20 protein-coding genes and 2 tRNA genes are annotated in these 25,874 nt (G+C 69.9%); 20 read left to right on the top strand and 2 right to left on the bottom strand.

All coding sequences use genetic code 11. The annotated features are described in order from the left end of the window. The first annotated feature begins 54 nt into the window (after positions 1-54). The 4 genes from ACFV9W_RS12030 (at position 55) to ACFV9W_RS12015 (ending at position 4,579) form a co-directional block, all read left to right on the top strand. A complete protein-coding gene (locus tag ACFV9W_RS12030; RefSeq protein ID WP_385758499.1) occupies positions 55-1,590 on the top strand; it encodes an aldehyde dehydrogenase family protein in 1,536 nt (511 codons plus the stop codon). A gap of 483 nt (positions 1,591-2,073) precedes the next feature. Beyond that, a complete protein-coding gene (locus ACFV9W_RS12025; protein ID WP_385758497.1) occupies positions 2,074-2,754 on the top strand; it encodes a GntR family transcriptional regulator in 681 nt (226 codons plus the stop codon). A gap of 96 nt (positions 2,755-2,850) precedes the next feature. Further along, positions 2,851-4,080, top strand: a complete 1,230-nt coding sequence (gene frc / locus ACFV9W_RS12020; protein ID WP_385758495.1) for a formyl-CoA transferase — start codon at positions 2,851-2,853, stop codon at positions 4,078-4,080. Position 4,081: 1 nt separating this feature from the next. Next, on the top strand, positions 4,082-4,579 hold the full coding sequence (locus ACFV9W_RS12015) for a beta-class carbonic anhydrase (protein ID WP_385758492.1): 498 nt from the start codon (positions 4,082-4,084) through the stop codon (positions 4,577-4,579). 53 nt (positions 4,580-4,632) lie between these two features. Here ACFV9W_RS12015 and ACFV9W_RS12010 read toward each other — a convergent pair whose 3' ends face one another. Next, complete coding sequence (locus ACFV9W_RS12010) at positions 4,633-5,325, bottom strand: GntR family transcriptional regulator (RefSeq protein ID WP_385758489.1); 693 nt, start codon at positions 5,323-5,325, stop codon at positions 4,633-4,635. Positions 5,326-5,552: 227 nt separating this feature from the next. Here ACFV9W_RS12010 and ACFV9W_RS12005 point away from each other — a divergent pair, with 227 nt between their 5' ends. From ACFV9W_RS12005 to ACFV9W_RS11975, 7 genes are all read left to right on the top strand, one after another. After that, the gene (locus ACFV9W_RS12005) at positions 5,553-6,266 is read left to right on the top strand and encodes an acyl-CoA dehydrogenase family protein (RefSeq protein ID WP_385758487.1); all 714 of its coding nucleotides are present in this window, start codon (positions 5,553-5,555) and stop codon (positions 6,264-6,266) included. A 156-nt stretch (positions 6,267-6,422) separates the two neighbouring features. Continuing rightward, on the top strand, positions 6,423-6,896 hold the full coding sequence (locus ACFV9W_RS12000) for an NAD(P)H-dependent oxidoreductase subunit E (RefSeq protein WP_385758485.1): 474 nt from the start codon (positions 6,423-6,425) through the stop codon (positions 6,894-6,896). Positions 6,897-6,914: 18 nt separating this feature from the next. Further along, positions 6,915-8,522: a formate dehydrogenase beta subunit gene (locus ACFV9W_RS11995; RefSeq protein ID WP_385758698.1), complete on the top strand. Its 1,608-nt coding sequence runs from the start codon at positions 6,915-6,917 to the stop codon at positions 8,520-8,522. Continuing rightward, a complete protein-coding gene (gene fdhF, locus ACFV9W_RS11990; RefSeq protein WP_385758481.1) occupies positions 8,519-11,329 on the top strand; it encodes a formate dehydrogenase subunit alpha in 2,811 nt (936 codons plus the stop codon). Before ACFV9W_RS11995 ends, fdhF begins: the two co-directional genes overlap by 4 nt. Before the next feature lies 1 nt (position 11,330). Next, entirely contained in the window at positions 11,331-11,543 is a 213-nt protein-coding gene (locus ACFV9W_RS11985) for a formate dehydrogenase subunit delta (RefSeq protein WP_385758479.1), read from the top strand. A 162-nt stretch (positions 11,544-11,705) separates the two neighbouring features. After that, complete coding sequence (locus ACFV9W_RS11980; RefSeq protein WP_385758477.1) at positions 11,706-12,677, top strand: 2-dehydropantoate 2-reductase; 972 nt, start codon at positions 11,706-11,708, stop codon at positions 12,675-12,677. A gap of 39 nt (positions 12,678-12,716) precedes the next feature. After that, on the top strand, positions 12,717-13,649 hold the full coding sequence (locus ACFV9W_RS11975; protein ID WP_385758695.1) for a LysR family transcriptional regulator: 933 nt from the start codon (positions 12,717-12,719) through the stop codon (positions 13,647-13,649). A gap of 95 nt (positions 13,650-13,744) precedes the next feature. Here ACFV9W_RS11975 and ACFV9W_RS11970 read toward each other — a convergent pair whose 3' ends face one another. Continuing rightward, positions 13,745-15,136 (bottom strand): AMP-binding protein, encoded by a 1,392-nt coding sequence (locus ACFV9W_RS11970; protein ID WP_385758474.1) that lies wholly within the window; start codon positions 15,134-15,136, stop codon positions 13,745-13,747. A 278-nt stretch (positions 15,137-15,414) separates the two neighbouring features. Here ACFV9W_RS11970 and oxc point away from each other — a divergent pair, with 278 nt between their 5' ends. The 9 genes from oxc to ACFV9W_RS11925 all read left to right on the top strand — a co-directional run bounded on the left by oxc (position 15,415) and on the right by ACFV9W_RS11925 (position 25,870). Beyond that, positions 15,415-17,154, top strand: a complete 1,740-nt coding sequence (gene oxc, locus ACFV9W_RS11965; protein WP_385758471.1) for an oxalyl-CoA decarboxylase — start codon at positions 15,415-15,417, stop codon at positions 17,152-17,154. Between the two features lie 112 nt (positions 17,155-17,266). Next, positions 17,267-17,351: transfer RNA gene (locus ACFV9W_RS11960), tRNA-Leu, on the top strand. Between the two features lie 179 nt (positions 17,352-17,530). Next, a complete protein-coding gene (locus ACFV9W_RS11955) occupies positions 17,531-18,598 on the top strand; it encodes a glycine betaine/L-proline ABC transporter ATP-binding protein (protein WP_385758692.1) in 1,068 nt (355 codons plus the stop codon). Next, complete coding sequence (locus tag ACFV9W_RS11950) at positions 18,591-21,206, top strand: ABC transporter permease/substrate binding protein (RefSeq protein WP_385758468.1); 2,616 nt, start codon at positions 18,591-18,593, stop codon at positions 21,204-21,206. Before ACFV9W_RS11955 ends, ACFV9W_RS11950 begins: the two co-directional genes overlap by 8 nt. A gap of 114 nt (positions 21,207-21,320) precedes the next feature. Further along, positions 21,321-21,405, top strand: a tRNA-Leu gene (locus ACFV9W_RS11945). A gap of 139 nt (positions 21,406-21,544) precedes the next feature. After that, the gene (locus tag ACFV9W_RS11940) at positions 21,545-22,036 is read left to right on the top strand and encodes an SseB family protein (protein WP_385758465.1); all 492 of its coding nucleotides are present in this window, start codon (positions 21,545-21,547) and stop codon (positions 22,034-22,036) included. Next, positions 22,033-22,614, top strand: coding sequence for a hypothetical protein (locus ACFV9W_RS11935; RefSeq protein WP_385758463.1), 582 nt, complete (start codon positions 22,033-22,035; stop codon positions 22,612-22,614). The genes ACFV9W_RS11940 and ACFV9W_RS11935 overlap by 4 nt, the downstream gene beginning before the upstream one ends. After that, positions 22,614-24,809 carry a putative T7SS-secreted protein gene (locus ACFV9W_RS11930; protein ID WP_385758461.1) on the top strand — a complete coding sequence of 732 codons (2,196 nt, stop codon included), beginning with the start codon at positions 22,614-22,616 and terminating at the stop codon, positions 24,807-24,809. The genes ACFV9W_RS11935 and ACFV9W_RS11930 overlap by 1 nt, the downstream gene beginning before the upstream one ends. After that, positions 24,806-25,870 (top strand): hypothetical protein, encoded by a 1,065-nt coding sequence (locus ACFV9W_RS11925; protein WP_385758458.1) that lies wholly within the window; start codon positions 24,806-24,808, stop codon positions 25,868-25,870. The genes ACFV9W_RS11930 and ACFV9W_RS11925 overlap by 4 nt, the downstream gene beginning before the upstream one ends. Positions 25,871-25,874 lie beyond the last annotated feature (4 nt).

Below are 25,874 nucleotides of genomic sequence, written 5' to 3'. Positions count from 1 at the left end.
ACCAGCCATCAAGTACCCCGCCCCGACTGTGCACCGTGAGCGGAGACCAACACCATGGCAATCACCCTCAAGTCCGGTACCTCCTGGGCCGACGCCTGGCAGCGCTGCCTCGCCGTCGCCCCCGAGGCCTTCCGCGACGACCGCGTCCTGAACCTGTGGAACGGCGCCTGGCAGGCCGACGGCCGCGCCCTGCCCGCCACCAGCCCCGTCGACGGCAGCCCCATCGCGGGCCCGCCGCGCCTCGACGCCGACACCGCCCACCAGGCCGTGCGCGCCTCCCTCGACCAGCACCGCGCCTGGCGGCACATCCCGCTGCCCGAGCGGCGCGCCCGCGTCGCAGCGACCCTCGACGCCCTCACCGAACACCGTGAACTGCTCGCCCTGCTCCTCGTCTGGGAGATCGGCAAGCCGTGGCGGCTCGCGCAGGCCGACGTGGACCGCGCCATCGACGGTGTGCGCTGGTACGTCGACGGAATCGACGACACCCTCGGCGAACGCACGCCCCTGCCCGGGCCCGTGTCGAACATCGCGAGCTGGAACTACCCGATGAGCGTGCTCGTGCACGCCATGCTCGTCCAGGCGCTGGCCGGCAACGCGGTCATCGCCAAGACACCCACCGACGGCGGTGTCTCGTGTCTCACCCTCGCCTGCGCGCTCGCCGCCCGCGAGGGCATCCCGGTCACGCTCGTCAGCGGCAGTGGCGGCCAGCTCTCCGAGGCGCTCGTGCGGGCGCCGGAGATCGGCTGCGTGTCCTTCGTCGGCGGCCGGGACACGGGCGCCGCCGTCGCCACCGACGTCGCCGACCTCGGCAAGCGGCACATCCTGGAGCAGGAGGGCCTCAACACCTGGGGCATCTGGAACTTCACCGACTGGGACAAGCTCACGGCCGTCCTCCCCAAGCTCTTCGACTACGGCAAGCAGCGCTGTACCGCCTACCCCCGGTTCGTCGTGCAGCGCGAGGCCTTCGACGACTTCCTCGCCGCCTACCTGCCCGCCGTACGGACCCTGCGCGTCGGCCACCCGCTGGCCGTCGAGCATCCCGACGACCCGTATCCGGCGCTCGACTTCGGCCCGCTCATCAACGCGGCGAAGGCCAAGGAGCTGCACGACCAGGTCGCGGAGGCCATCGACCGCGGGGCCGTCCCGCTGCACCGAGCGACGGCCGACCCGGAGCTGTTCCTGCCGGGCCAGGACACCGGCGCGTACGTGCATCCGGTGACCCTGCTCGGCCCGCCGCCGTCCTCGCCGCTGCACCACGCCGAGCCGTTCGGCCCGGTCGACACCATCGTGCTCGTCGACACCGAGGCGGAACTCCTCGCGGCGATGAACGCGTCCAACGGCGCCCTCGTCGCCACCCTGTCCACCGACGACGAGGCGACGTACGAGCGTCTCGCGCCGCAGATCCGGGCGTTCAAGGTCGGCCACGGCAAGCCGCGTTCGCGCGGCGACCGGGACGAGCTGTTCGGCGGGTTCGGGGCGTCGTGGCGCGGCGCCTTCGTGGGCGGCGAACTCCTGGTCCGCGCGGTGACCGAAGGGCCGTCGGGGGAGCGGCTGCCGGGCAACTTCCCCGAGTACCAGCTGATGCCCTGACCGAGGGCCCTTCTGACGGATCTTGCTGGAGTCGCGGGGTCTGGCACGCACTCCCCCAAGCTCTTAAGGAGCAGGGGGGACCCCCTTCGGCGTTGTCGTCGGTTGCCAACTCCCCCACCCTCGAACCAGGCTCCGCCAGGCTCGGGCGGGAGGTGCCCCCTTCGCGTTGGCGCCTCCTCCGCCTTGCAGCTGCACGCACCAGACCCCGCTCACCGGCACCGATCGATGACGGCCACCCGGGTCCAGCCTGATCCGTCAGAAGGACCCTGGCTGCGGCGGGGTCCCGCGCGGCGCAGGGGGCGCTCCCCGCCGCACGTGAACCCCGCCGCCGTGCCGCGGGGCGAGTTCTCGCCCGCCCCGCGCACACGATGTGTCGACGGGATATTGTGTACAGGCTGGGATTGCCCTCGGCAAGAACTACGACAATCCCCATGCGCGAAGCGTGGGTTGAGACGCCGTGGACGCAGGACGGAAGGGGCCCCGATGTTGCCGACCGCAGGACTGCCGCAAGGTGCCGTGCCCAAGCTCGACCGGCCGGGACCACTGCGCGAGCGGGTCTACGGCGCTCTCCTCGAACTCATCATCAACCGCACCCTGCCGCCGGGCGCCCACCTCGTGGAGACCGAACTCGCCGCGCAGCTCGGGGTGTCGAGGCAGCCCGTACGGGAGGCGTTGCAGCGGCTCAGTACCGAGGGGTGGGTCGATCTGCGGCCGGCGCAGGGCGCGTTCGTGCACGAGCCGACCGAGGACGAGGCGGACCAGCTTCTGACGGTGCGCCAGCTCCTGGAGACCGAGGCGGTCCGGCTCGCCGCGGGGAAGGCCGACGCCGTGGCCGTCGCGGCGTTGGAGGAGCTGTGCGAGGCGGGGGAGCGGGCGGTCGCGGCGGACGACGTCGAGGCGGCGGTCGCGCTCAACGCGCAACTGCACGGCGCAATCATGGAGTTGGCGGCCAACGAGGTCCTCGCGGAGCTGGCGGCGCAGGTCGACCGCCGGGTGCGCTGGTACTACACACCGGTGGCGCGGCAGCGCGGCCACCAGTCGTGGGCGGAGCACCGCGAGCTGATCGCGGCGCTCGCGGACCGCGACGAGGCCCGCGCGGCGGAGGTCATGCGCGCGCACACCGAGCACACGCGGAAGTCGTACCACCAGCGCGCGGGGCAGTGACAGGTGGATTGCATACAGTCGACGGATACTGTATGAACATTGGTATGTGCCGCTCTTCCAACTCCTGACGCGCAAGCGAGAGGTGGGGTGTCGATCATGACCAAGGCTCTTGAGGGCGTGCGTGTCCTCGATATGACGCACGTTCAGTCGGGTCCGTCCGCAACCCAGTTGCTGGCGTGGCTGGGTGCGGACGTCGTCAAACTGGAGGCGCCGACCGGTGACATCACACGCAAGCAGCTGCGTGACGTCCCGGACGTCGACTCCCTCTACTTCACGATGCTCAACTCCAACAAGCGCAGCATCACGCTCAACACCAAGAGCGACCGCGGCAAGGAGATCCTCACGGAGCTGATCCGCCGCTCGGACGTCATGGTGGAGAACTTCGGCCCGGGCGCGGTCGACCGGATGGGCTTCACCTGGGACCGCATCCAGGAGATCAACCCGCGCATCATCTACGCCTCGATCAAGGGCTTCGGCGAGGGCCCGTACACGAACTTCAAGGCCTACGAGGTGGTCGCCCAGGCCATGGGTGGCTCGATGGCCACCACGGGCTTCGAGGACGGTCCGCCGACGGCCACGGGCGCGCAGATCGGCGACTCGGGGACCGGTATCCACACGGTCGCCGGCATCCTCGCGGCCCTGTTCCAGCGCGAGAACACCGGACGTGGCCAGCGCGTGAACGTCGCCATGCAGCACGCGGTCCTCAACCTGTGCCGGGTGAAGCTGCGCGACCAACAGCGCCTGGCCCACGGCCCGTTGGCGGAGTACCCGAACGAGGACTTCGGTGACGAGGTCCCCCGCTCCGGCAACGCGTCGGGCGGCGGGCAGCCCGGCTGGGCCGTCAAGTGCGCACCCGGCGGACCCAACGACTACGTCTACGTCATCGTCCAGCCCGTCGGCTGGAAGCCGCTGGCCGAACTGATCGGCCGCCCCGAGATGGCGGAAGACCCGGAGTGGTCGACGCCTGAGGCGCGCCTTCCGAAGCTGGGCAAGATGTTCCAGCTGATCGAGGAGTGGTCCTCGACGCTTCCCAAGTGGGAGGTGCTTGACCGGCTCAACGCCCACAACATCCCCTGCGGCCCGATCCTCTCCACCAAGGAGATCATCGAGGACGAGTCGCTGGTCGCCAACGACATGGTCGTCGAGGTCGAGCACCCCGGCCGAGGCTCGTACACGACGGTCGGCAACCCGCTCAAGCTCTCCGACTCACCCACCACCATCTCCGGCTCCCCGCTCCTCGGCGAGCACAACACCGCCATCTACGCCGACGAACTCGGCCTGGATCCCGCCGAGTTGGCGCAGCTCGCCGAACAGGGCGTCATCTGAGATGGACGGCACCGTGGTCGACCGCCTCGTCGAGGCGAACGGACGATACGCCGCCGCGTTCAGCGATCCCGGCATGGACGCCCGCCCGGTCCTCGAGGTGGCCGTCGTCGCCTGCATGGACGCCAGGGTCGACCTGCACGCGGCGCTCGGCCTGGAGCTCGGCGACTGCCACACCGTCCGCAACGCGGGCGGTGTGGTCACCGACGACACCATCCGCTCGCTGGCCATCAGCCAGCGGGCGCTGGGCACCCGCAGCGTCGTGCTGATCCACCACACGGGCTGCGGGCTCCAGTCCCTGACCGAGGAGTTCCGGCACGAGCTGGAGCGCGAGGTCGGTCAGCGGCCGACGTGGGCGGTGGAGGGCTTCACGGACGTCGACCAGGATGTGCGGCAGTCGCTGCGGAAGGTCCGCACGTCGCCGTTCCTGCCGCACACCGACGATGTGCGCGGCTTTGTCTTCGACGTGCGGACGGGGCTGCTGCGGGAGATCACCGCGTAGCCCCGCACTACCGCCCGCCCTCTGGCCCGGACCGCCGTGGCCGGCCCGGCGCCTCAGCCGCCCTGGCCGGCCGCGGCCTCGATCTGCGCGCAGTAGAAGTCGGTGGTGTTCTGCGTGTGCCGCCGCATCAGCGCCTCGGCGCGGTCGGGGTCGCCCGCCGCGATCGCCTTGATGATCAGGGCGTGCTCGTTCCAGGCGTCGTTGCCGCGGGGCTTGGCGATGGGTGTGTAGTACCAGCGCACCCGCTGGTCGACCTGGGGGATCAGCTCGCCGAGCACCGCGTTGCGGGACAGCGTGGTGATGTGCGAGTGCAGCGCGGCGTTCGCCTCGACGATGCCCCGTGCGTCCTCGGCCGCGAGCGCGTCGAGTCCCGCCTGCTGCAGCTCCCACAGGCGGGCGACGTCCTCCGCCGTCGCGTGCTGGGCGGCGCCGCGCGCCGAGTAGGTCTCCAACACTGCGCGTACGCCCAGCAGTTGCGCGCACTCCTCGACGGTGGGGGAGTGCACGAACGCGCCCTGGGCGGGTCGCAGGTCGACCCAGCCGGAGGTCTGGAGCCGCTGCAGCGCCTCGCGCACGGGCTGCCGGCTGACTCCCAGATGCTGGGCGAGGTCGGCCTCGACGAGGTGCTGGCCAGGGCGCAGCGTGCCATTGATGATCATTTCGACCAGGGTGTCGTGGACGGCCTGCCGCAGCGGAACGGGCCGGCTGATCGGGCCGCGGATGGCCACGGCTGGTAGCTCGGGCATGGCTGAGCCCTCCCTTGTTCGTCCGCTGACGCGACGCCAGAGGCGCTGGGATACTGACTTTAGTATGCAATAGACAGTTTGTAACTCGGCGTGCATGTACGGGAGTTGAAGTTCCGCCAGCACTTTGCCGTGCACGCCTCTGGCCCTCCGGGGTGTAACGGAATACTGTATGCAATTACTGTGCCGCATCGCGGCCGCTCACATATCGCTGACGAGGGGGTCGCCCCGTGTCGTACCGCACCGCACTCACCCACGTCCTGACCGGCGCCGTCGCATCCGGTGGCGAACCGGCCCGCACGCACGGCAGATTCCCCCGCTCCGGTGTCACCGCGCTCGGCCGCGCCGGCCTCCTCGGCCTCACCGTCGCCCCCGAACTCGGCGGCGGCGGACGGGGGTTGGCGGAGGCCGTCGATGTCGTGTCGCGCGTCGCACGCGTCTGCCCGGCCGCCGCGACCGTACTGCGCTCGCACTACGCGGCGGTCGCCGTCGTCGAGGCACACGGCGGCGCCTGGGTGCGCGCCGAGATCGCGGCCGGGCGTCAGCTGTGCTCGCTCGCACTGGAGGAGGACGGGCCGGAGTCCCCGGCGCGCCGCACCGGCGACGTCGTCACCCTGCGCGGCCGCAAGCGCCATGTGGTCGCCGCGGGCGAGGCCGACAGCTACCTCTGGTCGAGCGGCGCGTCCGAGGGCGGGCCGGGAGGCCGGAGCCTGTGGCTGGTTCCGGCGCACGCCCCGGACCTGTACGTGCCGGCGCGGGCGGTGGGTCCGGGACCGAGCGGCAGCGCGACCTCGACGGTCTGCGCCGACCCCGTGCGCGTACCCGCATCCGCCCTGCTCGGGGCGGACGGCGACGGCGAGCGGCTGGTGCGGCAGATCGCGCTGCCGTGGCTGACCGAGCTGGGCGCCGCCACCGACCAGGAGCCCGTGCTCGTGGCCTCCTGAACACCGGTCCGGTGTACGGAAGTCGGCCGATCGACTCCGCTCGATTTCGTCCCGCTTCTTTACACCGGGCTTCTGTATACAGAAGTCTGTATGGGGTAGTGCCGGGGTTCTCCTGCACCCGCGCCGGAGGCCCGCATGAGGGAAGGCGGAGCGATCATGACGACCAGCGGGACGGACGTGTCGGTCGAGAGCGTGGTCAGGAGGGCCGCGGCCGCGCACCGCGGTGAGCGCGGCGCACTGCTGCCCGTACTCCACGCCGTGCAGGCCGAGTTGGGGTGCGTACCGCAGGAGGCGATCCCCGTCCTCGCCGACGAGTTCAACCTCTCGCGGGCCGATGTGCACGGCGTGGTGACCTTCTACCACGACTTCCGCCGCGAGCCCGCGGGCCGCTCCACCGTCCGCGTCTGCCGCGCCGAGGCCTGCCAGGCCCTGGGCGCCGAAGGCCTGTTGAGCCACGTACGGGAGTCGGGTCTGACGCTCGGCGACACGAGTGCCGACGGCCGTGTCACCGTCGAGCAGGTCTTCTGCCTCGGCAACTGCGCCCTCGGGCCTTCGGTCGAGGCGAACGGGCGGCTGTACGGGCGCGTGACCCCGGACCGGCTCGGCGCGATCCTCAACGGGACGGTGTGAGAGGTGACTTCCGACAACATGACGACCGTGTACGTACCGCGCGACGCGGCGGCCCGCTCCGTGGGGGCCGACGAGGTCGCGCAGGCGCTGCAACTGGCCGCGATCGAGGGCGGGTTGGGCGTGGACGTGGTCCGCAACGGCTCGCGCGGGCTGCTCTGGCTGGAACCCCTCGTCGAGGTCGTGACCCCCGAGGGCCGCATCGGCTACGGCCCCGTCACCCCCGACGACGTACCCGGCCTCCTTGCCGCCGGAATGCTCGACGGCGCCGACCATCCGCTCCGCCTCGGCCCGGTCGACCAACTCCCGTGGCTGCAAAGGCAGAACCGGGTCACCTTCGCCCGCGTCGGCGTCACCGACCCGCTCTCGCCCGAGGACTACGAGGCACACGGCGGCCTGCGAGGACTGTGCGCGGCCCTGGAGATGACACCCGCCGACGTCGTCACCGAGGTCACCGACTCCGGACTTCGCGGACGCGGCGGCGCGGGCTTCCCCGCCGGCATCAAGTGGAAGACGGTCCTCGACTGCGCGAGCGGCCCCGATGACACCAAGTTCATCTGCTGCAACGCCGACGAGGGCGACAGCGGCACCTTCGCCGACCGCATGGTCATGGAGGGCGACCCGTTCCTCCTCATCGAAGGCATGACGATCGCCGCCCACGCCGTCGGCGCGAGCGAGGGCTACCTCTACATCCGCTCCGAGTACCCCGACGCCATCGCCACCATGGGCGCCGCGATCGACATCGCGCGCGGACGCGGCTGGCTCGGCACCGGCATCCTCGGCTCGTCGCTCGACTTCGACCTGCACATCCGCGTCGGCGCGGGCGCGTACATCTGCGGCGAGGAGACCTCCATGCTGGAGAGCCTGGAGGGCAAGCGCGGCATGGTCCGCGCGAAACCGCCGATCCCCGCCATCGAGGGCCTCTTCGGCAAGCCGACCGTCGTGAACAACGTCCTCACCCTCACCACCGTCCCCGTCGTCCTCGCCGACGGCGCCAAGGCCTACCAGGACCTCGGCGTCGGCCGCTCCCGCGGCACCCAGGTCTTCCAGCTCGGCGGAAACATCAAGCGCGGCGGCATCGTCGAGACCGCCTTCGGCATCACCCTGCGCGAGCTGATCGAGGACTACGGCGGGGGGACCCTGAGCGGCCGCCCCGCGCGGGCCGTGCAGGTGGGCGGACCGCTCGGGGCGTATCTGCCGGAGGCGCAGTTCGACCTGCCGATGGACTACGAGGCGCTCGCCGAGGCCGGGGCGATGCTCGGGCACGGCGGCGTCGTCGTCTTCGACGACACCGTCGACATGGCGGCGCAGGCCCGCTTCGCGATGGAGTTCTGCGCCGAGGAGTCCTGCGGCAAGTGCACGCCCTGCCGCGTCGGTTCGGTGCGCGGCGTCGAGGTCATCGACCGCATCGTCGCCGGTGAGCAGCGGGACGAGAATCTCGCGCTGCTCGAGGACCTGTGCGAGCTGATGACCGATGGTTCACTGTGTGCCATGGGCGGTCTGACGCCGATGCCCGTACGCAGCGCGCTCGCGCACTTCGCCGACGACTTCGTCGACCGCGGCGACCGTCGGCTCCTGAACATCCACCCCGTACAGCCGGGAAGCACTCGAACGGAGGGCCAGGCATGACACTCATGAAGGAACCCGACTTCGGCACTCCACAGCGCCCCGGGCCGGCCACGGTCTCGGTGGAGATCGACGGCCAGCAGGTAATGGTCCCCGAGGGCACGTCCGTGATGCGGGCGGCGGCCGAGGCCGGGATCGACGTGCCGAAGCTGTGCGCGACCGACAGCCTGGAGGCGTTCGGCTCCTGCCGGCTGTGCGTCGTCGAGATCGACGGCCGCCGCGGCACCCCCGCCTCCTGCACGACCCCGTGCACGGACGGCATGTCGGTGAAGACGCAGACACCGAAGGTGGCGAAGCTCCGCCAGGGTGTCATGGAGCTGTACATCTCCGACCACCCCCTCGACTGCCTCACCTGCCCCGCCAACGGCGACTGCGAACTCCAGGACATGGCGGGCGTGGTGGGCCTGCGGCAGGTCCGCTACGGCTACGAGGGCGCCAACCACCTCGACGCCGAGAAGGACACCTCCAACCCGTACTTCGACTTCGACCCCTCCAAGTGCATCGCCTGCTCGCGGTGTGTGCGCGCCTGCGACGAGACACAAGGCACGTTCGCGCTGACCATCGAAGGCCGCGGCTTCGATTCCAAGGTCTCCGCCGGTGCGGGCGAGTTGTTCATGGACTCCGAGTGCGTGTCCTGCGGCTCCTGCGTCCAGGCCTGCCCGACCTCAACTCTCCAGGAAAAGTCGGTAGTTGACCTCGGAATGCCGACCCGGTCCGTGATCACCACGTGCGCGTACTGCGGTGTCGGATGCAGCTTCAAGGCGGAACTGCGCGGCGACGAACTCGTCCGCATGGTCCCCCACAAGGACGGCGGCGCCAACGAGGGCCACTCCTGCGTCAAGGGCCGCTTCGCCTTCGGCTACGCCACCCACCCCGACCGCCAACTCAAGCCCATGGTGCGGGAGTCCATCACCGACCCGTGGCGCGAGGTCGAGTGGGACGAGGCCATCGGCACCGTCGCCCGCCGCTTCCGCGAGATCCAGGGCCAGTACGGTCCGGGCGCGATCGGCGCCATCTCCTCCTCACGCTGCACCAACGAAGAGGTGTACGTCGTCCAGAAGATGGTCCGCGCCGCCTTCGGCAACAACAACGTCGACACGTGCGCCCGCGTCTGCCACTCGCCCACCGGCTACGGGCTCAAGCAGACCTTCGGCGAATCCGCCGGCACCCAGGACTTCCGCTCCGTCGCCGAGGCCGACGTCATCATGGTCATCGGCGCCAACCCCACCGACGCCCACCCGGTGTTCGGCTCCCGGATGAAGCAGCGGCTTCGCGAGGGCGCCAAGCTGATCGTCGTCGACCCGCGCCGCATCGACCTCGTGCGCTCCCCGCACATCGAGGCCCAGCACCACCTCAGTCTGCGGCCCAGCACCAACGTCGCCGTCGTCAACGCCATGGCGCACGTCGTCGTCACCGAGGACCTCGTCGACAAGGCCTTCATCGAGCTGCGCTGCGAGGGCTTCGACGAGTGGGCCGAGTTCGTGGCCCGCCCCGAGAACAGCCCCGAGGCCACCGAGGAGATCACCGGCGTACCCGCGTCCGAACTGCGCGCGGCGGCCCGCCTGTACGCGACCGCGGGCAACGGGGCGATCTACTACGGCCTCGGTGTCACCGAGCACAGCCAGGGCTCCACGATGGTCATGGGAATGGCCAACCTCGCGATGGCCTGCGGAAACATCGGCCGCGACGGCGTAGGCGTGAACCCGCTGCGCGGCCAGAACAACGTGCAGGGCTCCTGCGACATGGGCTCCTTCCCGCACGAGCTCCCCGGCTACCGGCACATCTCCGACGACGCCGTGCGGGGCGTCTTCGAGAACCTGTGGGGCTCCGCGCTGCTGCCCGAACCGGGCCTGCGCATCCCCAACATGTTCGACGCGGCCATCGAAGGTGACTTCCGGGGCCTGTTCGTGCACGGCGAGGACATCGCCCAGTCGGACCCGAACCTCCAGCACGTCACGGCGGCCCTCGAGGCCATGGAACTCGTCGTGGTCCAGGACCTGTTCCTCAACGAGACCGCGAAGTTCGCCCATGTCTTCCTGCCCGGCGCCTCCTTCCTGGAGAAGGACGGCACGTTCACCAACGCCGAGCGGCGCGTCAACCGAGTGCGGTCGGTGATGCCCCCGAAGTCCGGCAAGCACGAGTGGCAGATCGTGTGCGAGATCGCCACCGCCATGGGCTACGCCATGGAGTACGAGCACCCGTCACAGATCATGGACGAGATCGCCTCGGTCACCCCGACGTTCTCCGGTGTCTCCTTCGACCTCATCGACAAGCTCGGCTCCATCCAGTGGCCCTGCAACGAGGAGGCCCCCGAGGGCACACCCACCATGCACGTCGACGAGTTCGTGCGCGGCAAGGGCCGCTTCGTGGTCACCTCGTACGTCCCGACCAACGAGCGCAGCACCCGGCGCTTCCCGCTGGTCCTCACCACCGGCCGCATCCTCAGCCAGTACAACGTCGGCGCCCAGACCCGCCGCACCGGCAACGTCGCCTGGCACGCCGAGGACATCTTGGAGGTCCACCCGCACGACGCGGAGGAGCGCGGCATCACCGACGGCGACCTCGTCACACTCTCCAGCCGCGTCGGCGCGACGACCCTGCACGCGCAGATCTCCGACCGGATGCCACCGGGCGTCGTCTACACCACCTTCCACCACCCGGTGACGGGCGCGAACGTGGTGACGACCGAGAACTCCGACTGGGCGACCAACTGCCCCGAGTACAAGGTGACAGCCGTGCAGGTGGGGCTGGCACCCAAGGCCGAGGCCGCTCGCGAGGCGGCGGACGAACTCGTCACGGTGGTGGACTGACATGGCGCACACCGTCCCGGCCGAGCGCCGGATGGCGAACGACATCGCCGCGAACCAGGGCCACCTACCGGATTCGGCGGCGGCCGAGGCGATCGCCGGACACCTCACCAGGTTCTGGGACCCGAGGATGCGCAAGCGGCTCTACGCGCTCGTGGACGACGGAGCGGACGGCATCGACCCGCTCGTGGTCGCGGCCGTGAAACTCATGCGCTGACCCCGGCCTCCCCTCCCGGCCACCTTCCCAGCGGCCGCCGCGCGACAGGGCACGCGCGGCGGCCGCGCCCTCTTCTCCATGTGTCGTCGGTTCCGCGTGCTGTGCGGCGCGCGGGCGGCGACATGTGCGTACCTCCACACCCTCGAATCCAGGAGGCACCACATGAAGATCGCAGTTGTCGGCGCCGGAGCCATCGGCGCGTACGTGGGCGCGGCCCTGCACCGCGGCGGCGCGGACGTGCACCTCGTCGCCCGCAGGGACCATCTGCGCGCCATCCAGGCCGAAGGCGTCCGCGTGCTCAGCCCGCGCGGCGACTTCACCGCCCACCCGCACGCCACCGACGACCCGAACGAGATCGGCCCCGTGGACTACGTGTTCCTCGGCCTCAAGGCCCACTCGTACCCGTCGTGCGGCTCGCTCGTCGCCCCGCTGCTCGGCGAGCACACCGCGCTGGTGGCCGGGCAGAACGGCATCCCCTGGTGGTACTTCCACCAGCTCGAGGGCCCGTACGAGGGCCGCCGCATCGAGGCCGTCGACCCGGGCGGCGCGACCAGCAAGGTGCTGCCGCCCGAGCGCGCGATCGGCTGCGTGGTCTACCCGGCAACGGTCATCGAATCCCCGGGCGTGATCCGCCACTTGGAAGGCACGCGCTTCTCGATCGGCGAGCCGGACGGCAGTGTCTCGGGCCGCTGCACGGAGCTGAGCGAGGCCATGGTCGCGGGCGGCCTCAAGTGCCCCGTCGAGCGGAACCTGCGCGACGACATCTGGATCAAGCTCATGGGCAACGCGGCCTTCAACCCGATCAGCGCGCTGACCCGGGCCACCATGGCCGACATGTGCCGGCACCCGCTGACCCGCACCATGGTCGCCCGCGTCATGGAGGAGATCCTCGACATCGCGGCCCGCGTCGGCTCGACACCCGAGATCTCCATCGAGAAGCGGCTGCGCGGCGCCGAGGGCGTGGGCGCCCACAAGACCTCCATGCTCCAGGACCTGGAGGCGGGCAAGCAGCTGGAGCTGGACGCGATCGTGACGGCCGTCGTCGAGATGGCCGACATCACCGGCGCCGAGGCACCCACCCTGCGTGCCATCCACGCGGCGACCGACCTATTGGCACGCACCGTGCTGCCGTAGCACGCTACGGATGAAGATCACGTGGCAGAGGAGACGTACATGCTGTTCCGGCAGTTGGAGTACTTCGTGGCGGTGGCGCGCGAGCGGCACTTCGCACGCGCCGCCGAGTCCTGCTACGTCTCCCAGCCCGCGCTCTCCGCGGCGATAGCCAAGCTGGAGCGCGAGCTCAACGTCACGCTGATCAACCGCGGCCACAACTACCAGGGCCTCACCCCGGAGGGCGAGCGCCTGGTGGTGTGGGCGAAACGCATCCTCGCGGAACAGGACGCCTTCAAGGCCGAGGTCGCCGCCGTGCAGTCGGGCATCACCGGCACACTCCGCCTCGGCACCGACCCCACGGCGTCCACCACCCTGGCTCTCCCGGTGGGCGCCTTCTGCTCGGCACACCCCCTGGCGAAGGTCCAGGTCCGCTCCCGCCTCTCGACGAAGGAACTCCACCGCCAGCTCCGCGACTTCGAACTCGACGTGGCCATCGCCCACTTCGACCCGGACGACCAGGAGGGTCTGCAAGTGGTCCCCCTCTACCAGGAGCGCTACATGCTGCTGGTCTCGGACGACCAGTTCAAGTCCCGTACCGGCAGCCTCACTTGGGCCGACGCGGCACAACTCCCGCTCGCCCTCCTCACCCCCGACATGCGCATCCGCCAGATCATCGACAAGGTCTTCGCCAACAAGGGCCTGGAGGTCACCCCGCAGGTCGAGACCGACTCCATCGCCTCCCTGTACGCACATGTGGGCGACGGCGAATGGGCCAGCGTCGTCCCGCACACCTGGCTGCGCGCGATGCCGGTGGACGGCCGCACGCGAGCGCTCCCCCTGGTCGACCCGGAGGCCGGCGCCCAGATCTCGGTGGCGATCCACGCGGGCACACCGGGTTCGGTGGCGGCGCGGGCGTTCGTGAGCGCGGCGACATCCCTGAACCTGGACGCGGTGTTCGACCAGAGGGTCCCGGCACAGGCGACACACTCCTGAGCCCGGGCGTCGATCTCCATGCGGCGGGGCCAGGAAAATCAAGCCCCTGCGGCGATTGAGCAGCGGGGTCCGGGGCGGAGCCCCGCGACGTCAACTCACCCGTACCGCTCCCACACCGCCACCCGATCCAACCCACCCTGCGCGGTCCGCGGCAACGCGGACACGAACACGACCCGATCCGGCACCGCCACCGCGGCCAACCGCTCCCGGCAGTACCGCAAGATCTCCGAAGGCTCCACGCACTCGTCCCCCCGCACCACCACCGCCGCCCCGACCCCCTCCCCGCCCACCGCGAACACCGCCGCCTCCGCGACGGACGGGCACCCGGCGAGGACGTCCTCCACGTACTCCGGCGAGATCGAGAGCCCCCGCCGCACGATGAGGCTCTCGATGCGCCCGGCCAGGGACAGATACCCGTCCTCGTCGAGCGACCCCAGGTCCCCCGTCCGCAGCCACCCCTCACCCGCCACGGCCGGCCCCGACACCCACACCTCGCCCCGCACCCCGGCCGGACACACCCTCCCGTCCCGGCCGACGATCCGCAGCCGCACCCCCGTCGCCCGCCCCACCGTGCCGTGCTTGAGCGGCCCGTGCTCCGGCAACGGCTCGCTGGCGATCTGGTGCGCGGCCTCGGTCATCCCGTACGCGGACAGCAACGGCGCCCCGAACATCCGCTCAAGCGCCCGCTGCGTCGCGGCATTGAGCGGCGCCCCACAGCTCCGTACGAAGCGCAACGGCGGCGGCGCCCCCAGGTCGGCGGCCTCCGACGAACGGTCGAGCAGTGCCTCGTGGATCGTCGGCACCGCCGTGAACCAGCTCGCCCCCGCCGCCCGCAGATCCGCCCAGAACGTCTCCGCCGAGAACCTCCCACCCGCCGGCAGCAGCACCCGCCCGCCACCGGCGAGCGTGGACAGGAGCGAGGCGAACAGGCCGTGCCCGTGGAAGAACGGCATGACGGCGACGGTCGCGTCCTCGGGCCCCAACGCGTACGTGGCACAGATGGTGTGCACGGACGCCGCGACGTTCGCATGGGTTAGTGTCACCGTCCGGGCGCGCCCCGTGGCCCCCGCGGTGAACAGGACGAGCGCGTGCTCGGGACGCATGCGCCGCGCGACGCCTCCGCCCCCGCCGCCGAGCCCGTCAACGCCGAGCACGGCCCGCGCCCCCAACTCACGTACTCGCACGCGCAGTTCGTCATCCGGCAGTGCGGGATCGAGAGGCGCGGCGACCACCCCCGCGCGGGCCGCGCCGAGCAGCGCCGCCACGAACTCGGCCGTGTTCCCCAGCGCGATCCCGAGCACATCACCGGCCCGCAGCCCCGCCGCGGCCAACCGCCGCGCCATCCGCTCCGCGAGCGCGTCCAGCGCCTCGTACGACAGGGAAACCCGCTCCTCGCCGACGAAGAGCGCGGGGGCGTGGGGCCGCGCACGCGCCTGCCGGTCGAGGAGACCGGCGAGCCCCGTGACGGCCAGGACCGACGTGGCCATGCCTTCCACCTCCCCTCCCCAGCGAGCGTGCGGTCAGCGGCCGCGCACGTCCAATACGCACTCACGAACAGCCGATAGCAACGGCTTATGAAGCCCGAAGTGGCGCCCCCAGCAGGGGATTTGGGAAGCGCTTGACTCTCGATAGACACCGTTTATCGGCTGGAAGCCGATGGGTCTTGGACGGGGCGCCGCGCCCTGTCGAAGGTGAGAACAGGAGCCGCACCGGCCGTACGTGCATGAGCCGCACCGGCAGGACCGTCCAAGGAGGAACTCGGATCATGACCGCTGACTCGACCGCTGACCAAACCGCCGAGGCCGCGGCAGGAGCCGACGCGCCGGCCGAGCTCACCGACGGCTACCACCTCGTCGTCGACGCCCTGAAGAAGAACGACGTCGACACCATCTACGGCCTCGTGGGCATCCCGGTGACGGACCTGGCCCGCCTCGCGCAGGCCGAGGGCATCCGCTACATCGGCTTCCGCCACGAGTCCAACGCGGGCCACGCCGCCGCCATTGCCGGCTACCTCACCAAGAAGCCCGGCATCTGTCTGACGGTCTCGGCCCCCGGCTTCCTCAACGGCCTGGTCGCCCTCGCCAACGCCACCACCAACTGCTTCCCGATGGTGCAGATCTCCGGCTCCAGCGAGCGCCACCTCGTCGACCTCAAGCAGGGCGACTACGAGGAGATGGACCAGCTCGCCGCCGCCCAGCCCTTCGTGAAGGCCGCCTACCGCGTCAGCCGCGTCGAGGACATCGGCCGCGGCATCGCCCGCGCCCTGCGCACCGCGGTCTCCGGCCGCCCCGGCGGCGTCTACCTCGACATCCCGGCGGCGGTGCTCGGCGCGGTCATGGACAAGGAGGAGGGCGACCGCACGCTCTCCCGCCTCGTCGACCCGGCGCCCCGCCAGCTGCCCGCCCCCGAGGCCGTGGACCGCGCCATCGACCTCCTGGAGAACGCCGAGCGCCCGCTGATCGTCCTCGGCAAGGGCGCCGCGTACGCCCAGGCGGACGACAAGATCCGCGACCTCGTCGAGTCGACGGGCATCCCCTACGTACCGATGTCGATGGCGAAGGGTCTGCTGCGCGACGACCACCCGCAGTCGGCGGCGACGGCCCGCTCCCTCGCCCTCAAGAAGGCCGACGTGGTGATGCTGGTCGGCGCCCGCCTGAACTGGCTGCTCAACCACGGCGAACGCGGCTGGAACCCGGACGCGAAGTTCATCCAGGTCGACATCGAGGCCACGGAGATGGACTCCAACCAGCCCATCGCGGCGCCCTTGGTCGGCGACATCGAGTCGGTCCTCGACCAGCTCGCCGACCGCACCAAGCCCGGCCAGATCTCGGCGCCCACCGCTTGGCGGGACGAGCTCGGCGAACGCTCCGCGCAGAACGTCGCCAAGATGGCCAAGCGCCTGGAGGCCGACCCGCACCCCATGCAGTTCATGGGCGCGCTCAAGGCGGTCCGCGACGTCGTCCACCAGCACCCGCAGACGTACATCGTCAACGAGGGCGCCAACACCCTCGACATCGCCCGCAACGTCATCGACATGCACCACCCGCGCCGCCGCCTCGACTCCGGAACCTGGGGCGTCATGGGCATCGGGATGGGCTACGCGATCGCGGCCGCGGTCGAGAGCGGGGGAGCGCCCGTCGTCGCCATCGAGGGCGACAGCGCCTTCGGCTTCAGCGGCATGGAGCTGGAGACGATCTGCCGCTACAAGCTGCCGGTGATCACCGTGATCATGAACAACGGCGGCGTCTACAAGGGCGACGAGACCATCGCGGGCAGCCCCGCCCCCACCACGCTCATGAGCGCCGCCCGCCACGACCAGATGATCGAGTCCTTCGGCGGCAAGGGCTACCGTGCCACGACCCCCGCCGAGGTCACGGCGGCGCTCACCGAGGCGCTCGCCGCCGGTGGCCCGGCGCTCATCGACTGCGTCATCGACCCGTCGGCCGGCACGGAGAGCGGTCACATCGCCCATCTGAACCCGAAGGGCATCGGCATCAAGAAGTAGTCACCCTCCGTGTCCGTGGGTGCACCGATATGCAGGTGAAAGCCACTCCGAAACCTTGGTATTGTTGACGTGTCGCCGCGGGGAACACCCCGCGCCGAGCGATGCACACCTTGTCCGGGTGGCGGAATGGCAGACGCGCTAGCTTGAGGTGCTAGTGCCCTTTATCGGGCGTGGGGGTTCAAGTCCCCCCTCGGACACTTGCGAAGTGCCGGTCGAGATTCTTCTCGACCGGCACTTTTTTGTGTTTGCGCTGGTCGGGCGCGGGCAGGTGCGACCTCGAGCCATATGCATGGCCCCTTCAACCTTTCACAGGTCAAAGAGAATAAAGAGAATAGAGGTCGGTGTGTCCTCCAGACTGGTGGCCGAGCACCTGTACATGGTGTTCGGCGGGCGACAACAAGAGGCTGTGGAGAGGCTCCGCGGCGGCGCGGACCGTGAGGAGCTGCGCGCCGAGGGAACCACGGCCGCCGTGATCGACGCGTCGTTCACCGTCGAGCCCGGTCAGATCTTCGTCGTCATGGGTCTGTCTGGGTCCGGCAAGTCGACGCTCCTGCGGATGCTGAACGGGCTCCTGGAGCCCACCTCGGGGCATGTGAAGTTCGAGGGCGAGGACCTGACGGCGCTCGCTCCGCGCGAGCTGCGCGAGGTGCGCGCCCGCAAGATCAGCATGGTGTTCCAGCACTTTGCGCTGTTCCCGCACCGCTCGGTGATGGAGAACGCGGCGTACGGCCTGGAGGTGCAGGGCGTTCCGCGCGCCGAGCGCGAGGAGCGAGCGGTCGAGGCGCTGCGTCTGGCCGGTCTGGAGGGGTGGGAGAAGTCCTTCCCCGACGAGCTGTCCGGCGGTATGCAGCAGCGTGTGGGCCTGGCCCGCGCGCTCGCCACCGACGCCGACCTGCTCCTGATGGACGAGTCGTTCAGCGCGCTCGACCCGCTGATCCGGCGCGACATGCAGGACCAGCTTCTTGAGCTGCAGAAGACGCTGAAGAAGACGATCGTCTTCATCACCCACGACCTCAACGAGGCCATGCGTCTGGGCGACAACATCGCGGTCATGCGCGACGGTCGCATCGTCCAGATCGGGTCCGCCGAGGACATTCTCGTCACGCCGGCCAACGATTACGTGGCCTCCTTCACGCAGGACGTCGACCGCTCCCGCGTGCTCAGCGCGCGGGCGATCATGGCGGAGCCGGGGGAGGGCTACGCGATGGCCGATGCCCCGGCGCAGGTGCATGAGGACACACCCATCGCCGAACTGTTCCTGCCGTGCTCGACGAGCGCGATACCCGTCGCGGTCGTGGACGACGAGGGCGAGCTCGTCGGAGTCGTCCCGCGCGAGCGGCTGCTCGCGGTGCTGGGCGAGCCGACGAAGACCGTCGAGGACAACGCGGCGGCCTCCGACCTCACCGAGGACGAGCCGGCGAAGAAGGTGAACGCCGGTGCCTAGGATTCCCTTCGGTGACGGGGTCAACGACGTCGTCCAGTGGATGCTCGTCCACCTGGACTGGCTGTTCGGCTTCTTCGAGAGCATCTTCAACGGCGTCTACGACGGCCTGACCGAGCTCCTCCAGGCGCCCGAGCCGCTCCTGCTGGCAGGCATCTTCGCCGTGATCGCCTTCTGGCTGCGCGGCACCCTGGGGGCCGTCCTGGCCTTCGTCGGGCTCTGGTTCATCCAGAACCTGGAGCTGTGGGACAAGGCGATGGAGACCTTGTCGCTCGTCCTCGTCTCGACACTCATCGCGTTGATCATCGGCGTGCCCCTGGGCATCTGGGCGGCCCGCTCGGACCGGGTCAGCAACCTGTTCCGTCCGGTCCTCGACCTGATGCAGACGCTGCCGGCGATGGTCTACCTGATCCCCGCCATCCTGTTCTTCGGCTCGGGTGCCCCGGCCGGTATCGTCGCGACGCTGATCTTCGCGGTGCCGCCGGGCGTGCGCATGACCGAGCTGGGCATCCGCCAGGTCGACAAGGAACTCGTCGAGGCGGCGGACGCGTTCGGCACGACGCCACGCAACACGCTGTTCCGTGTGCAGCTCCCGCTCGCCCTGCCGACGATCATGGCGGGCGTCAACCAGGTCATCATGCTGGGCCTGTCGATGGCCGCCATCGCGGGCATGGTCGGCACGGGTGGTCTCGGTGGCGCGGTGAACGAGGCCATCGGCCAGCTGAACGTCGGCCTCGGCGCCGAGTCCGGCATCTCGATCGTCATTCTGGCGATCTACCTGGACCGTATGACCAGCTCGCTCGGTCAGCAGGTCTCCCCGCTGGGCCGCCGCGCGCTCAACAAGCTGCGGGTCACGCAGGGCCTGAAGATCTGGTCGTACCGCCCCCGCCCGGCCGTCGCCGTGGTCGGTGTCGTCGTCCTCGCGCTCGTGGCGGGCGGCATGGGCATGTTCGGCCAGAACAACGCCGCGACCTCCCCGACGGCCGCGTCCACCGACGTGGGCCAGGGCAAGAAGATCACCCTCGGCTACGTGCCGTGGGACGACGCCGTCGCCTCCGGATTCCTGTGGAAGGAAGTCCTGGAGCAGCGCGGCTTCAAGGTGGAGATGAAGCAGCTCGACGCGGGTCCCCTCTACACCTCGCTCGCCGAGGGCTCGGTCGACTTCCAGACCGACTCGTGGCTGCCGGTCACGCACGCCGAGTACTGGAAGAAGTACGGCAAGGAACTCGAGGACCTGGGCAGCTGGTACGGCCCGACCTCTCTGGAGCTGGCGGTGCCTTCGTACATGAAGGACATCAAGTCGATGGAGGACTTGAAGGGCAAGGGCGCCACGTTCGGCGGCAAGATCACCGGCATCGAGGCCAGCGCCGGCGAGTCGGCGCTGCTCAAGAGCAAGGTCCTCAAGGAGTACGGCCTCGACAAGGAGTACAAGGTCGTCGACAGCTCGACGCCGGCGATGCTGGCCGAGCTGAAGCGCGCGTACGCCAAGAAGAAGCCGATCGTCGTCCCGCTCTGGTCGCCACACTGGGCGTACAACGACTACAAGCTCACCAAGCTCAAGGACCCGAAGGGCACTTGGGGCAAGGGCGACGGCATCCACTCCATCGGACGCAAGGGCTTCGGCAAGGACTTCCCCGAGGTCGACAAGTGGCTCAAGGCCTTCAAGCTGACCGACAAGCAGCTCACCAGCCTCGAGGCCGAGATCAACAAGTCGGGCAAGGGCAAGCAGCAGGACGCCGTCAAGGCGTGGCTGAAGCAGGAGGACCCCGGCTTCGTCGACAAGCTGGCCCCGGTCAAGAAGCAGTCGGCCCCGGCCGAGGCCAAGCGCCCGGTGAACGTCGCCTGGTTCCCCTGGGACGAGGACATCGCGGTCACCTTCCTCTGGAAGCACGTCCTGGAGAACCGCGGCTACAAGTTCAACCTGAAGCAGATGGACGTCGGCCCGGTCTACACCGGCCTGTCCACCGGTGACATCGACGTCAACTTCGACGCCTGGCTGCCGTATACGCAGAAGAGCTACTGGGACAAGTACAAGAACAAGGTCGAGACCCTCGGCTCCTGGTACGGGCCCACCTCGCTCGAGATCGCCGTCCCGTCCTACGTGAAGGGCATCAAGTCGGTCGAGGACCTCAAGGGGCGCGCCAAGGAGTTCAACGGCAAGATCGTCGGCATCGAGGGCGGCACCGGCACGATGAACATCCTCACGAAGGATGTCGTGCCCGGCTACGGCCTCGACAAGGAGTACAAGGTCGTCAACGGCTCCACCCCGGCGATGCTGGCCGAGCTGAAGCGCGCGTACGCCAAGAAGGAGCCGATCGCGGTGCTCCTGTGGACCCCGCACTGGGCCTACAGCAAGTACGACCTGACCAAGCTGAAGGACCCCAAGGGCCTCTTCGGCAAGGGCGACACCATCCGCACGGTCACCAGCAAGGCGTTCACCAAGCAGTACCCGCAGCTCACCAAGTGGTTCGACAGGTTCAAGATGAGCGAGGACGAGCTCGGCACCCTGGAGATCGAGATCAACAAGCACGGCCAGGGCCACCAGGAGGCGGCCGTCGCGGCGTGGCTGAAGAAGCACCCGGAAGTCGAGCAGCGGATGACGGCTCCGTAGGGAGGCCGGCCGGGATCGCACAGATCGCATAGGTGCTGGTGAAAGCCACTCCGAACCCTTGATAAGGTTCTGTTCGTCGCCACGGGGCAAGGTCCCGGAAGCGGCGAACACCTTGTCCGGGTGGCGGAATGGCAGACGCGCTAGCTTGAGGTGCTAGTGCCCTTTATCGGGCGTGGGGGTTCAAGTCCCCCCTCGGACACTCAGCTCAACTCACGGAGTGCCGGTCGAGATTCGTCTCGGCCGGCACTTCTTGTCGTTGTGGCCCCGACCTGGTTGTGGCGTGCACGCATGTTCGTGATTGCATGATCATCGCGCCGCGCACGGGGAGGAAGCAACGCATGATGCACGGGGGACAAGGGGCCAGTGGGGCCCACGAAGCCGCAGGAGATGCGGGGCGGGCCGAACTGGCCGCCGAGATACGGGACTTCTACGCCGAGCGCGGGGAGCGGGACGCGTTGCTCGCCGCGTTCCGTGAGGCGGCGGTCATCGTGCCGATGGCCGGGCCGCGTTCGCTGTGGAACGGCTCGGTGCGGGGGACGCGGTGGTTGTACGCGTTCACCTCGCAGGGCGAGTTGGAGCGGTTCGTGCACGCCAAGGCCGCGCAGGACGACGCGGATCTCGCGGCGCAGCACGGCCGGATCACCTTCGTGACCGTGCTCGGCTTCCGGCTCCTTGACGACGTCCTGCCCGACCTCGTACGCGAGGTGAGGGAGCCTGCGGGCGTCGCGGTGGATGTGGCGGGGGCGTATCCGATGCTGTTGCCGCCCACGTCCGGCATCGTCCCGGACGCGATCGCCGTCGACATCGTGGCGCAGGGGGCGATGGCGTGAGCGGCAACGGCTACGGGGTCGACCCGGACCTGCTCAAGCAGGCGGCCAAGGGCATCAACCAGGTCATCGACGAGCTGCAGTCGCTCGGCGGCCTGCACGCGGTCGGGAACGGCGCCGTGGGGCGCGGCTTCGAGGACATCACGCTCAGCAAGCTGCAGGTCGGGGACGAGGGACTCACCGCGGCGCTGACGGCCTTCGGCGAGCGGTGGGCCTGGGGCGTGCGCGAACTCGTGCGGGAGGGCAACGAGGTCGCCGACAAGCTGGACCTGTCCGCCGGCACGTACCACGACATGGAGGAGTACGGGGAGGGCATCGTCAAGGACGCCGTCATGGCGCAGTTCGGGGCTCCGACGGTGACCGGCGACCAGGCGAGCAAGATGTCGTGGAGCGAGATCGGCGACGGCGCCAAGGAGTCCTTCAGGCCCGACACGTCGCCGGATGCGACCAAGTCCGCCATGGACGACATGCGTCAGCAGTGGTCGAGCACCCTGAAGGACTCCGCCACCAGCGGTGTCAGGGGCGCGGGCATCGACATGCTCGAGTCCGCCTACCGTGCGGGCCGCGGCGGTGACGGCTGATGGGCGTCACGGACTGGGTCTCCGACAAGGTCGGGGCCGTCAAGGACACGGTCGTCGAGGGCACGAAGGACGGCCTCGAGTGGGCCGGCGACAAGCTGGGCGTCGACGTGCCCGAGCGCGAGCTCGACGAGACGGTCGAGCCGGGCGAGCTGATCCACGGTTCGCCCGGCGATCTGCGGGAGTCCGCCGACCACCTCGCGAAGTTCGGGAAGGCCTTCGAGTCGACCGGGCAGGCGCTCCGGAAGATCGCCACCGGGGAGTGGAGCGGTGCGGCGGGCGACTCGTTCCGCGAGAAGTTCGACGCGCACCCCAAGCGGTGGCTGACCGCGGCCGACGCCTGCCAGGACGCCGCGAGCGCACTGCACGCGTACGCCGACACCGTCGAGTGGGCGCGCAAGCAGGCGGCCGTGGCCGTCCAGACCTGGCGCGCCGCCGAGCAGCGCTCCGAGCAGGCGAGGGCCGCGTACGAGCGTGAGCAGCAGGCGATGTGGGACTACAAGCTGTCCGGGTCCCTCGGCGCCGAACAGGGCCCCGCGCCCAAGGATCCCGGCGCCTTCGACGACCCGGGGGAGGCGGGCAGGCAGGAGGCCCGCGAGATCCTCGACGAGGCGCGCGGCCAGCGCACGTCGGCGGCCGCCGACGCGAGGTCCAAGGTCCTCGAGGCGTCCAAGGGCGCCCCCGACGCGCCGGGCATGGGGACCCAACTCATGTCCGCGGTCGGGGACTACACGAAGTCCGGCATCGTCAGCACCGAGCACCTGGTGGGCGGCTTCGTGAAGGGCGCCTCCGGCACCGTGCGGCTGCTCAACACGGTGCAGCCGCTCACGCCGTACAACCTGACGCACCCGATGCAGTACCTCTCCAACGTGAGCGGTCTGACCGCGGGCCTGGTCAAGAGCACCAACCACCCCGTCGACCTGGTGAAGGGCATGGCCGGTTCCGGCTGGTCCAAGGACCCGGTGGAGGCGACGGGGACCTTCCTCTTCGACGCCGCGACCGACGTCGCCACGGGCGGCGCGGCGACGGGCGCGTCGGCGGCCCGGCGCGGGCTGACCTCGGTGGCCCGCGAGGGCGCGGAGGAGGCCACGGAGTCGGCGGCCCGGAGCGCGGGGCGGGATGTGGTGGGGGACTTCGCGGAGGGGGCGGGGGAGTCCGCGGCGAAGCATGGCGGGGCCGATGCGGCGGGCAAGCCTGAGCTGCCGGAGGGGTGGACCGTTGATCGGGGGCCGGAGAGTCCCGCGGTGCCGGAGAACCCCGCGGTGCCGGACAGCGCGAACAGCTCCTTCGACGATGCCGCCAAGGCGGATGACGTCCCGTCCCACAGCCCGGCGGACGACCCGGCCGGGGCGCCGTCCGAGGCGCCCGAGGTGTCCGATGGGGCCGGACACGGCCCGTCCGAGTCTCCTGCTTCGGATGCGCCCGGCGACGGGCTGGGCGATCCCGACGGCCATGGCGTCGGCCAGGACGGTCCTGCCCCGGACTCCCCGGACCGAGGCGACTGGGACGACCGTGGCAACGGTGCAGGGGAAGGGCACAGCGGTGACCTCGGTGACTCCCCGGCGCAATCCCCGGACCACTCACCGCAGCAGCCGCCCGACGGTGACACCTCCGCGGCCCGGGGCGATCAGCACGAAGCACTCACCGGCGCCCGGGACTTCGACGCCGACTCGGCGGTGCGGTACGGGAATTCCGAGATGGGCGACACCGTGCGCTCGCTGCCCGCGGAAGAGCGTGACGCGTTGCACGCCTACACCAGCCACCGCTTCGGCGACATCAACGGACTGCTGCGCGGGGACGCCGGCCTGGCGAGTCCGCAGGTGGAAGGCTGGATCGACAACATCGATTCCGCCATGACCAAGAGCACCCTCCCGGAGGACCTGGTGGTCCACAGGGCGACCGACCTGGACCACTGGCTCAAGGAATTCAAGGTGAGCGATCCCCAGGAACTGGCCGGCAAGACGCTCTCGGACGACGGTTACTTGTCCACGTCCCTCGGGCCGACGCAGTTCACGCACACCGAATCCGTGCTGCACCTCCGCGCCCCCGAGGGAACCCATGGAATGTGGGTCGACGAGATCAGTCAGAACCGGGGTGAGCGAGAATTGCTCCTCGACCGGGGCCAGAAGTTCCAGGTGTCGGAGGTCGCGAACGTGGACGGCAAGTACCACATCTACGGAGAAATAGTAGCCAAGTGAGTGAGAACACCCCCGGGGGGAATGAGGAAACCCCCTTGGTAAGGCCCCAGTCGGAACCCCTCAGCCCGCGGCTCGTGTACAGCCCGCCCGATTACCCGAGCCGGTACGACGGCCCGGTCACGTATGTGCTCCTGGCCAACCCCATCGGAGTTTTCGGCTGTCTGTGGGCATCCGATGAGGAGGGTGCCGTAGGCATCTACATCAATAGGGAGCAAGGAGACGACGCGAGCAACAAGTCGTACAGTTTCTGGCTCGGGCGGCGCCGAGCGGCCTACGAGCGGGGGCTGAGACCCACCGAGTTCCTGGCCGAGGCCCAGACCAAGCTCATCGGCGCCTGGCCGTACCCGGGAGTCGTGCTGCGGGGCGAGTGGGGCGAGGCGCAGAGTCCGGCCGAGCTCCCGGAGAAGGTCGTCACGCCCAGTATCGACGAGCCGGACCAACGCAGTCTGTTCTCCCGCCACTTCCCCAGGTACGAACGTGGCAAGGGATTCGTCGTGCACCCCACCGATCAGATGCGGCGCACCGCCGAACAAGCCAAGCCCGCCGAGGGCGAACGTCTCTGGTTCGCGGTCGACCAGCACTTTCCGCTCTACGACCGCCGGAAGATCCCGGTCACCGGATACGTCGGTCTGTGGCGCATCCGTCCCGACGGGTCGATGTCGGAGTTCGAGGCGAACCCCAAGTGGAAGGTGACGGCCAAGGGAATGGGTTTCGACCCGTCGGTCAACGACGTCGAGCTCGAATACCAAAAACTGCGCGTTGCGAGAACCACGGCCGCGAAATTCCTGGAGGTCCTGCGCGTCGCCGAGGTGTGTTATCCCCTCACCGCGGAGGGCAGGCCGCTGTGGCAGGAGAACGCCGGAGACGGTAAGTACCCTCACCTGCTGGAGATCGCCACACGCGAGGACTACGCCCCCAAGGACTGGCCAGGCGTCGGCAAGGCGACGGTCGAGGAGCTGACCCGAAACGCCGCCCCGTCGAGCTGGTTGCGCATGAACCGCGGCTACCGCCTCGGTGTCACCCTCCCGGTCCGCGACATCGGCGTGAACGCTTTCGGCTGACGAA

Origin of the sequence: Streptomyces sp. NPDC059897, assembly GCF_042730865.1 — a bacterium.
Lineage (GTDB): Bacteria > Actinomycetota > Actinomycetes > Streptomycetales > Streptomycetaceae > Streptomyces.
Note: the sequence above shows the minus strand (reverse complement) of the source record. Positions and strands in the feature narration are given on the sequence as shown.

What these genes read in the sequence shown, in the direction of transcription:
- ACFV9W_RS12030 (WP_385758499.1), top strand. Translation starts at nt 55, where the DNA reads ATGGCAATCACCCTCAAGTCCGGTACCTCCTGGGCCGACGCCTGGCAG.
- ACFV9W_RS12025 (WP_385758497.1), top strand. Translation starts at nt 2,074, where the DNA reads ATGTTGCCGACCGCAGGACTGCCGCAAGGTGCCGTGCCCAAGCTCGAC.
- frc (WP_385758495.1), top strand. Translation starts at nt 2,851, where the DNA reads ATGACCAAGGCTCTTGAGGGCGTGCGTGTCCTCGATATGACGCACGTT.
- ACFV9W_RS12015 (WP_385758492.1), top strand. Translation starts at nt 4,082, where the DNA reads ATGGACGGCACCGTGGTCGACCGCCTCGTCGAGGCGAACGGACGATAC.
- ACFV9W_RS12010 (WP_385758489.1), bottom strand. Translation starts at nt 5,325, where the DNA reads ATGCCCGAGCTACCAGCCGTGGCCATCCGCGGCCCGATCAGCCGGCCC.
- ACFV9W_RS12000 (WP_385758485.1), top strand. Translation starts at nt 6,423, where the DNA reads ATGACGACCAGCGGGACGGACGTGTCGGTCGAGAGCGTGGTCAGGAGG.
- ACFV9W_RS11995 (WP_385758698.1), top strand. Translation starts at nt 6,915, where the DNA reads ATGACGACCGTGTACGTACCGCGCGACGCGGCGGCCCGCTCCGTGGGG.
- fdhF (WP_385758481.1), top strand. Translation starts at nt 8,519, where the DNA reads ATGACACTCATGAAGGAACCCGACTTCGGCACTCCACAGCGCCCCGGG.
- ACFV9W_RS11985 (WP_385758479.1), top strand. Translation starts at nt 11,331, where the DNA reads ATGGCGCACACCGTCCCGGCCGAGCGCCGGATGGCGAACGACATCGCC.
- ACFV9W_RS11980 (WP_385758477.1), top strand. Translation starts at nt 11,706, where the DNA reads ATGAAGATCGCAGTTGTCGGCGCCGGAGCCATCGGCGCGTACGTGGGC.
- ACFV9W_RS11975 (WP_385758695.1), top strand. Translation starts at nt 12,717, where the DNA reads ATGCTGTTCCGGCAGTTGGAGTACTTCGTGGCGGTGGCGCGCGAGCGG.
- ACFV9W_RS11970 (WP_385758474.1), bottom strand. Translation starts at nt 15,136, where the DNA reads ATGGCCACGTCGGTCCTGGCCGTCACGGGGCTCGCCGGTCTCCTCGAC.
- oxc (WP_385758471.1), top strand. Translation starts at nt 15,415, where the DNA reads ATGACCGCTGACTCGACCGCTGACCAAACCGCCGAGGCCGCGGCAGGA.
- ACFV9W_RS11955 (WP_385758692.1), top strand. Translation starts at nt 17,531, where the DNA reads ATGGTGTTCGGCGGGCGACAACAAGAGGCTGTGGAGAGGCTCCGCGGC.
- ACFV9W_RS11940 (WP_385758465.1), top strand. Translation starts at nt 21,545, where the DNA reads ATGATGCACGGGGGACAAGGGGCCAGTGGGGCCCACGAAGCCGCAGGA.
- ACFV9W_RS11930 (WP_385758461.1), top strand. Translation starts at nt 22,614, where the DNA reads ATGGGCGTCACGGACTGGGTCTCCGACAAGGTCGGGGCCGTCAAGGAC.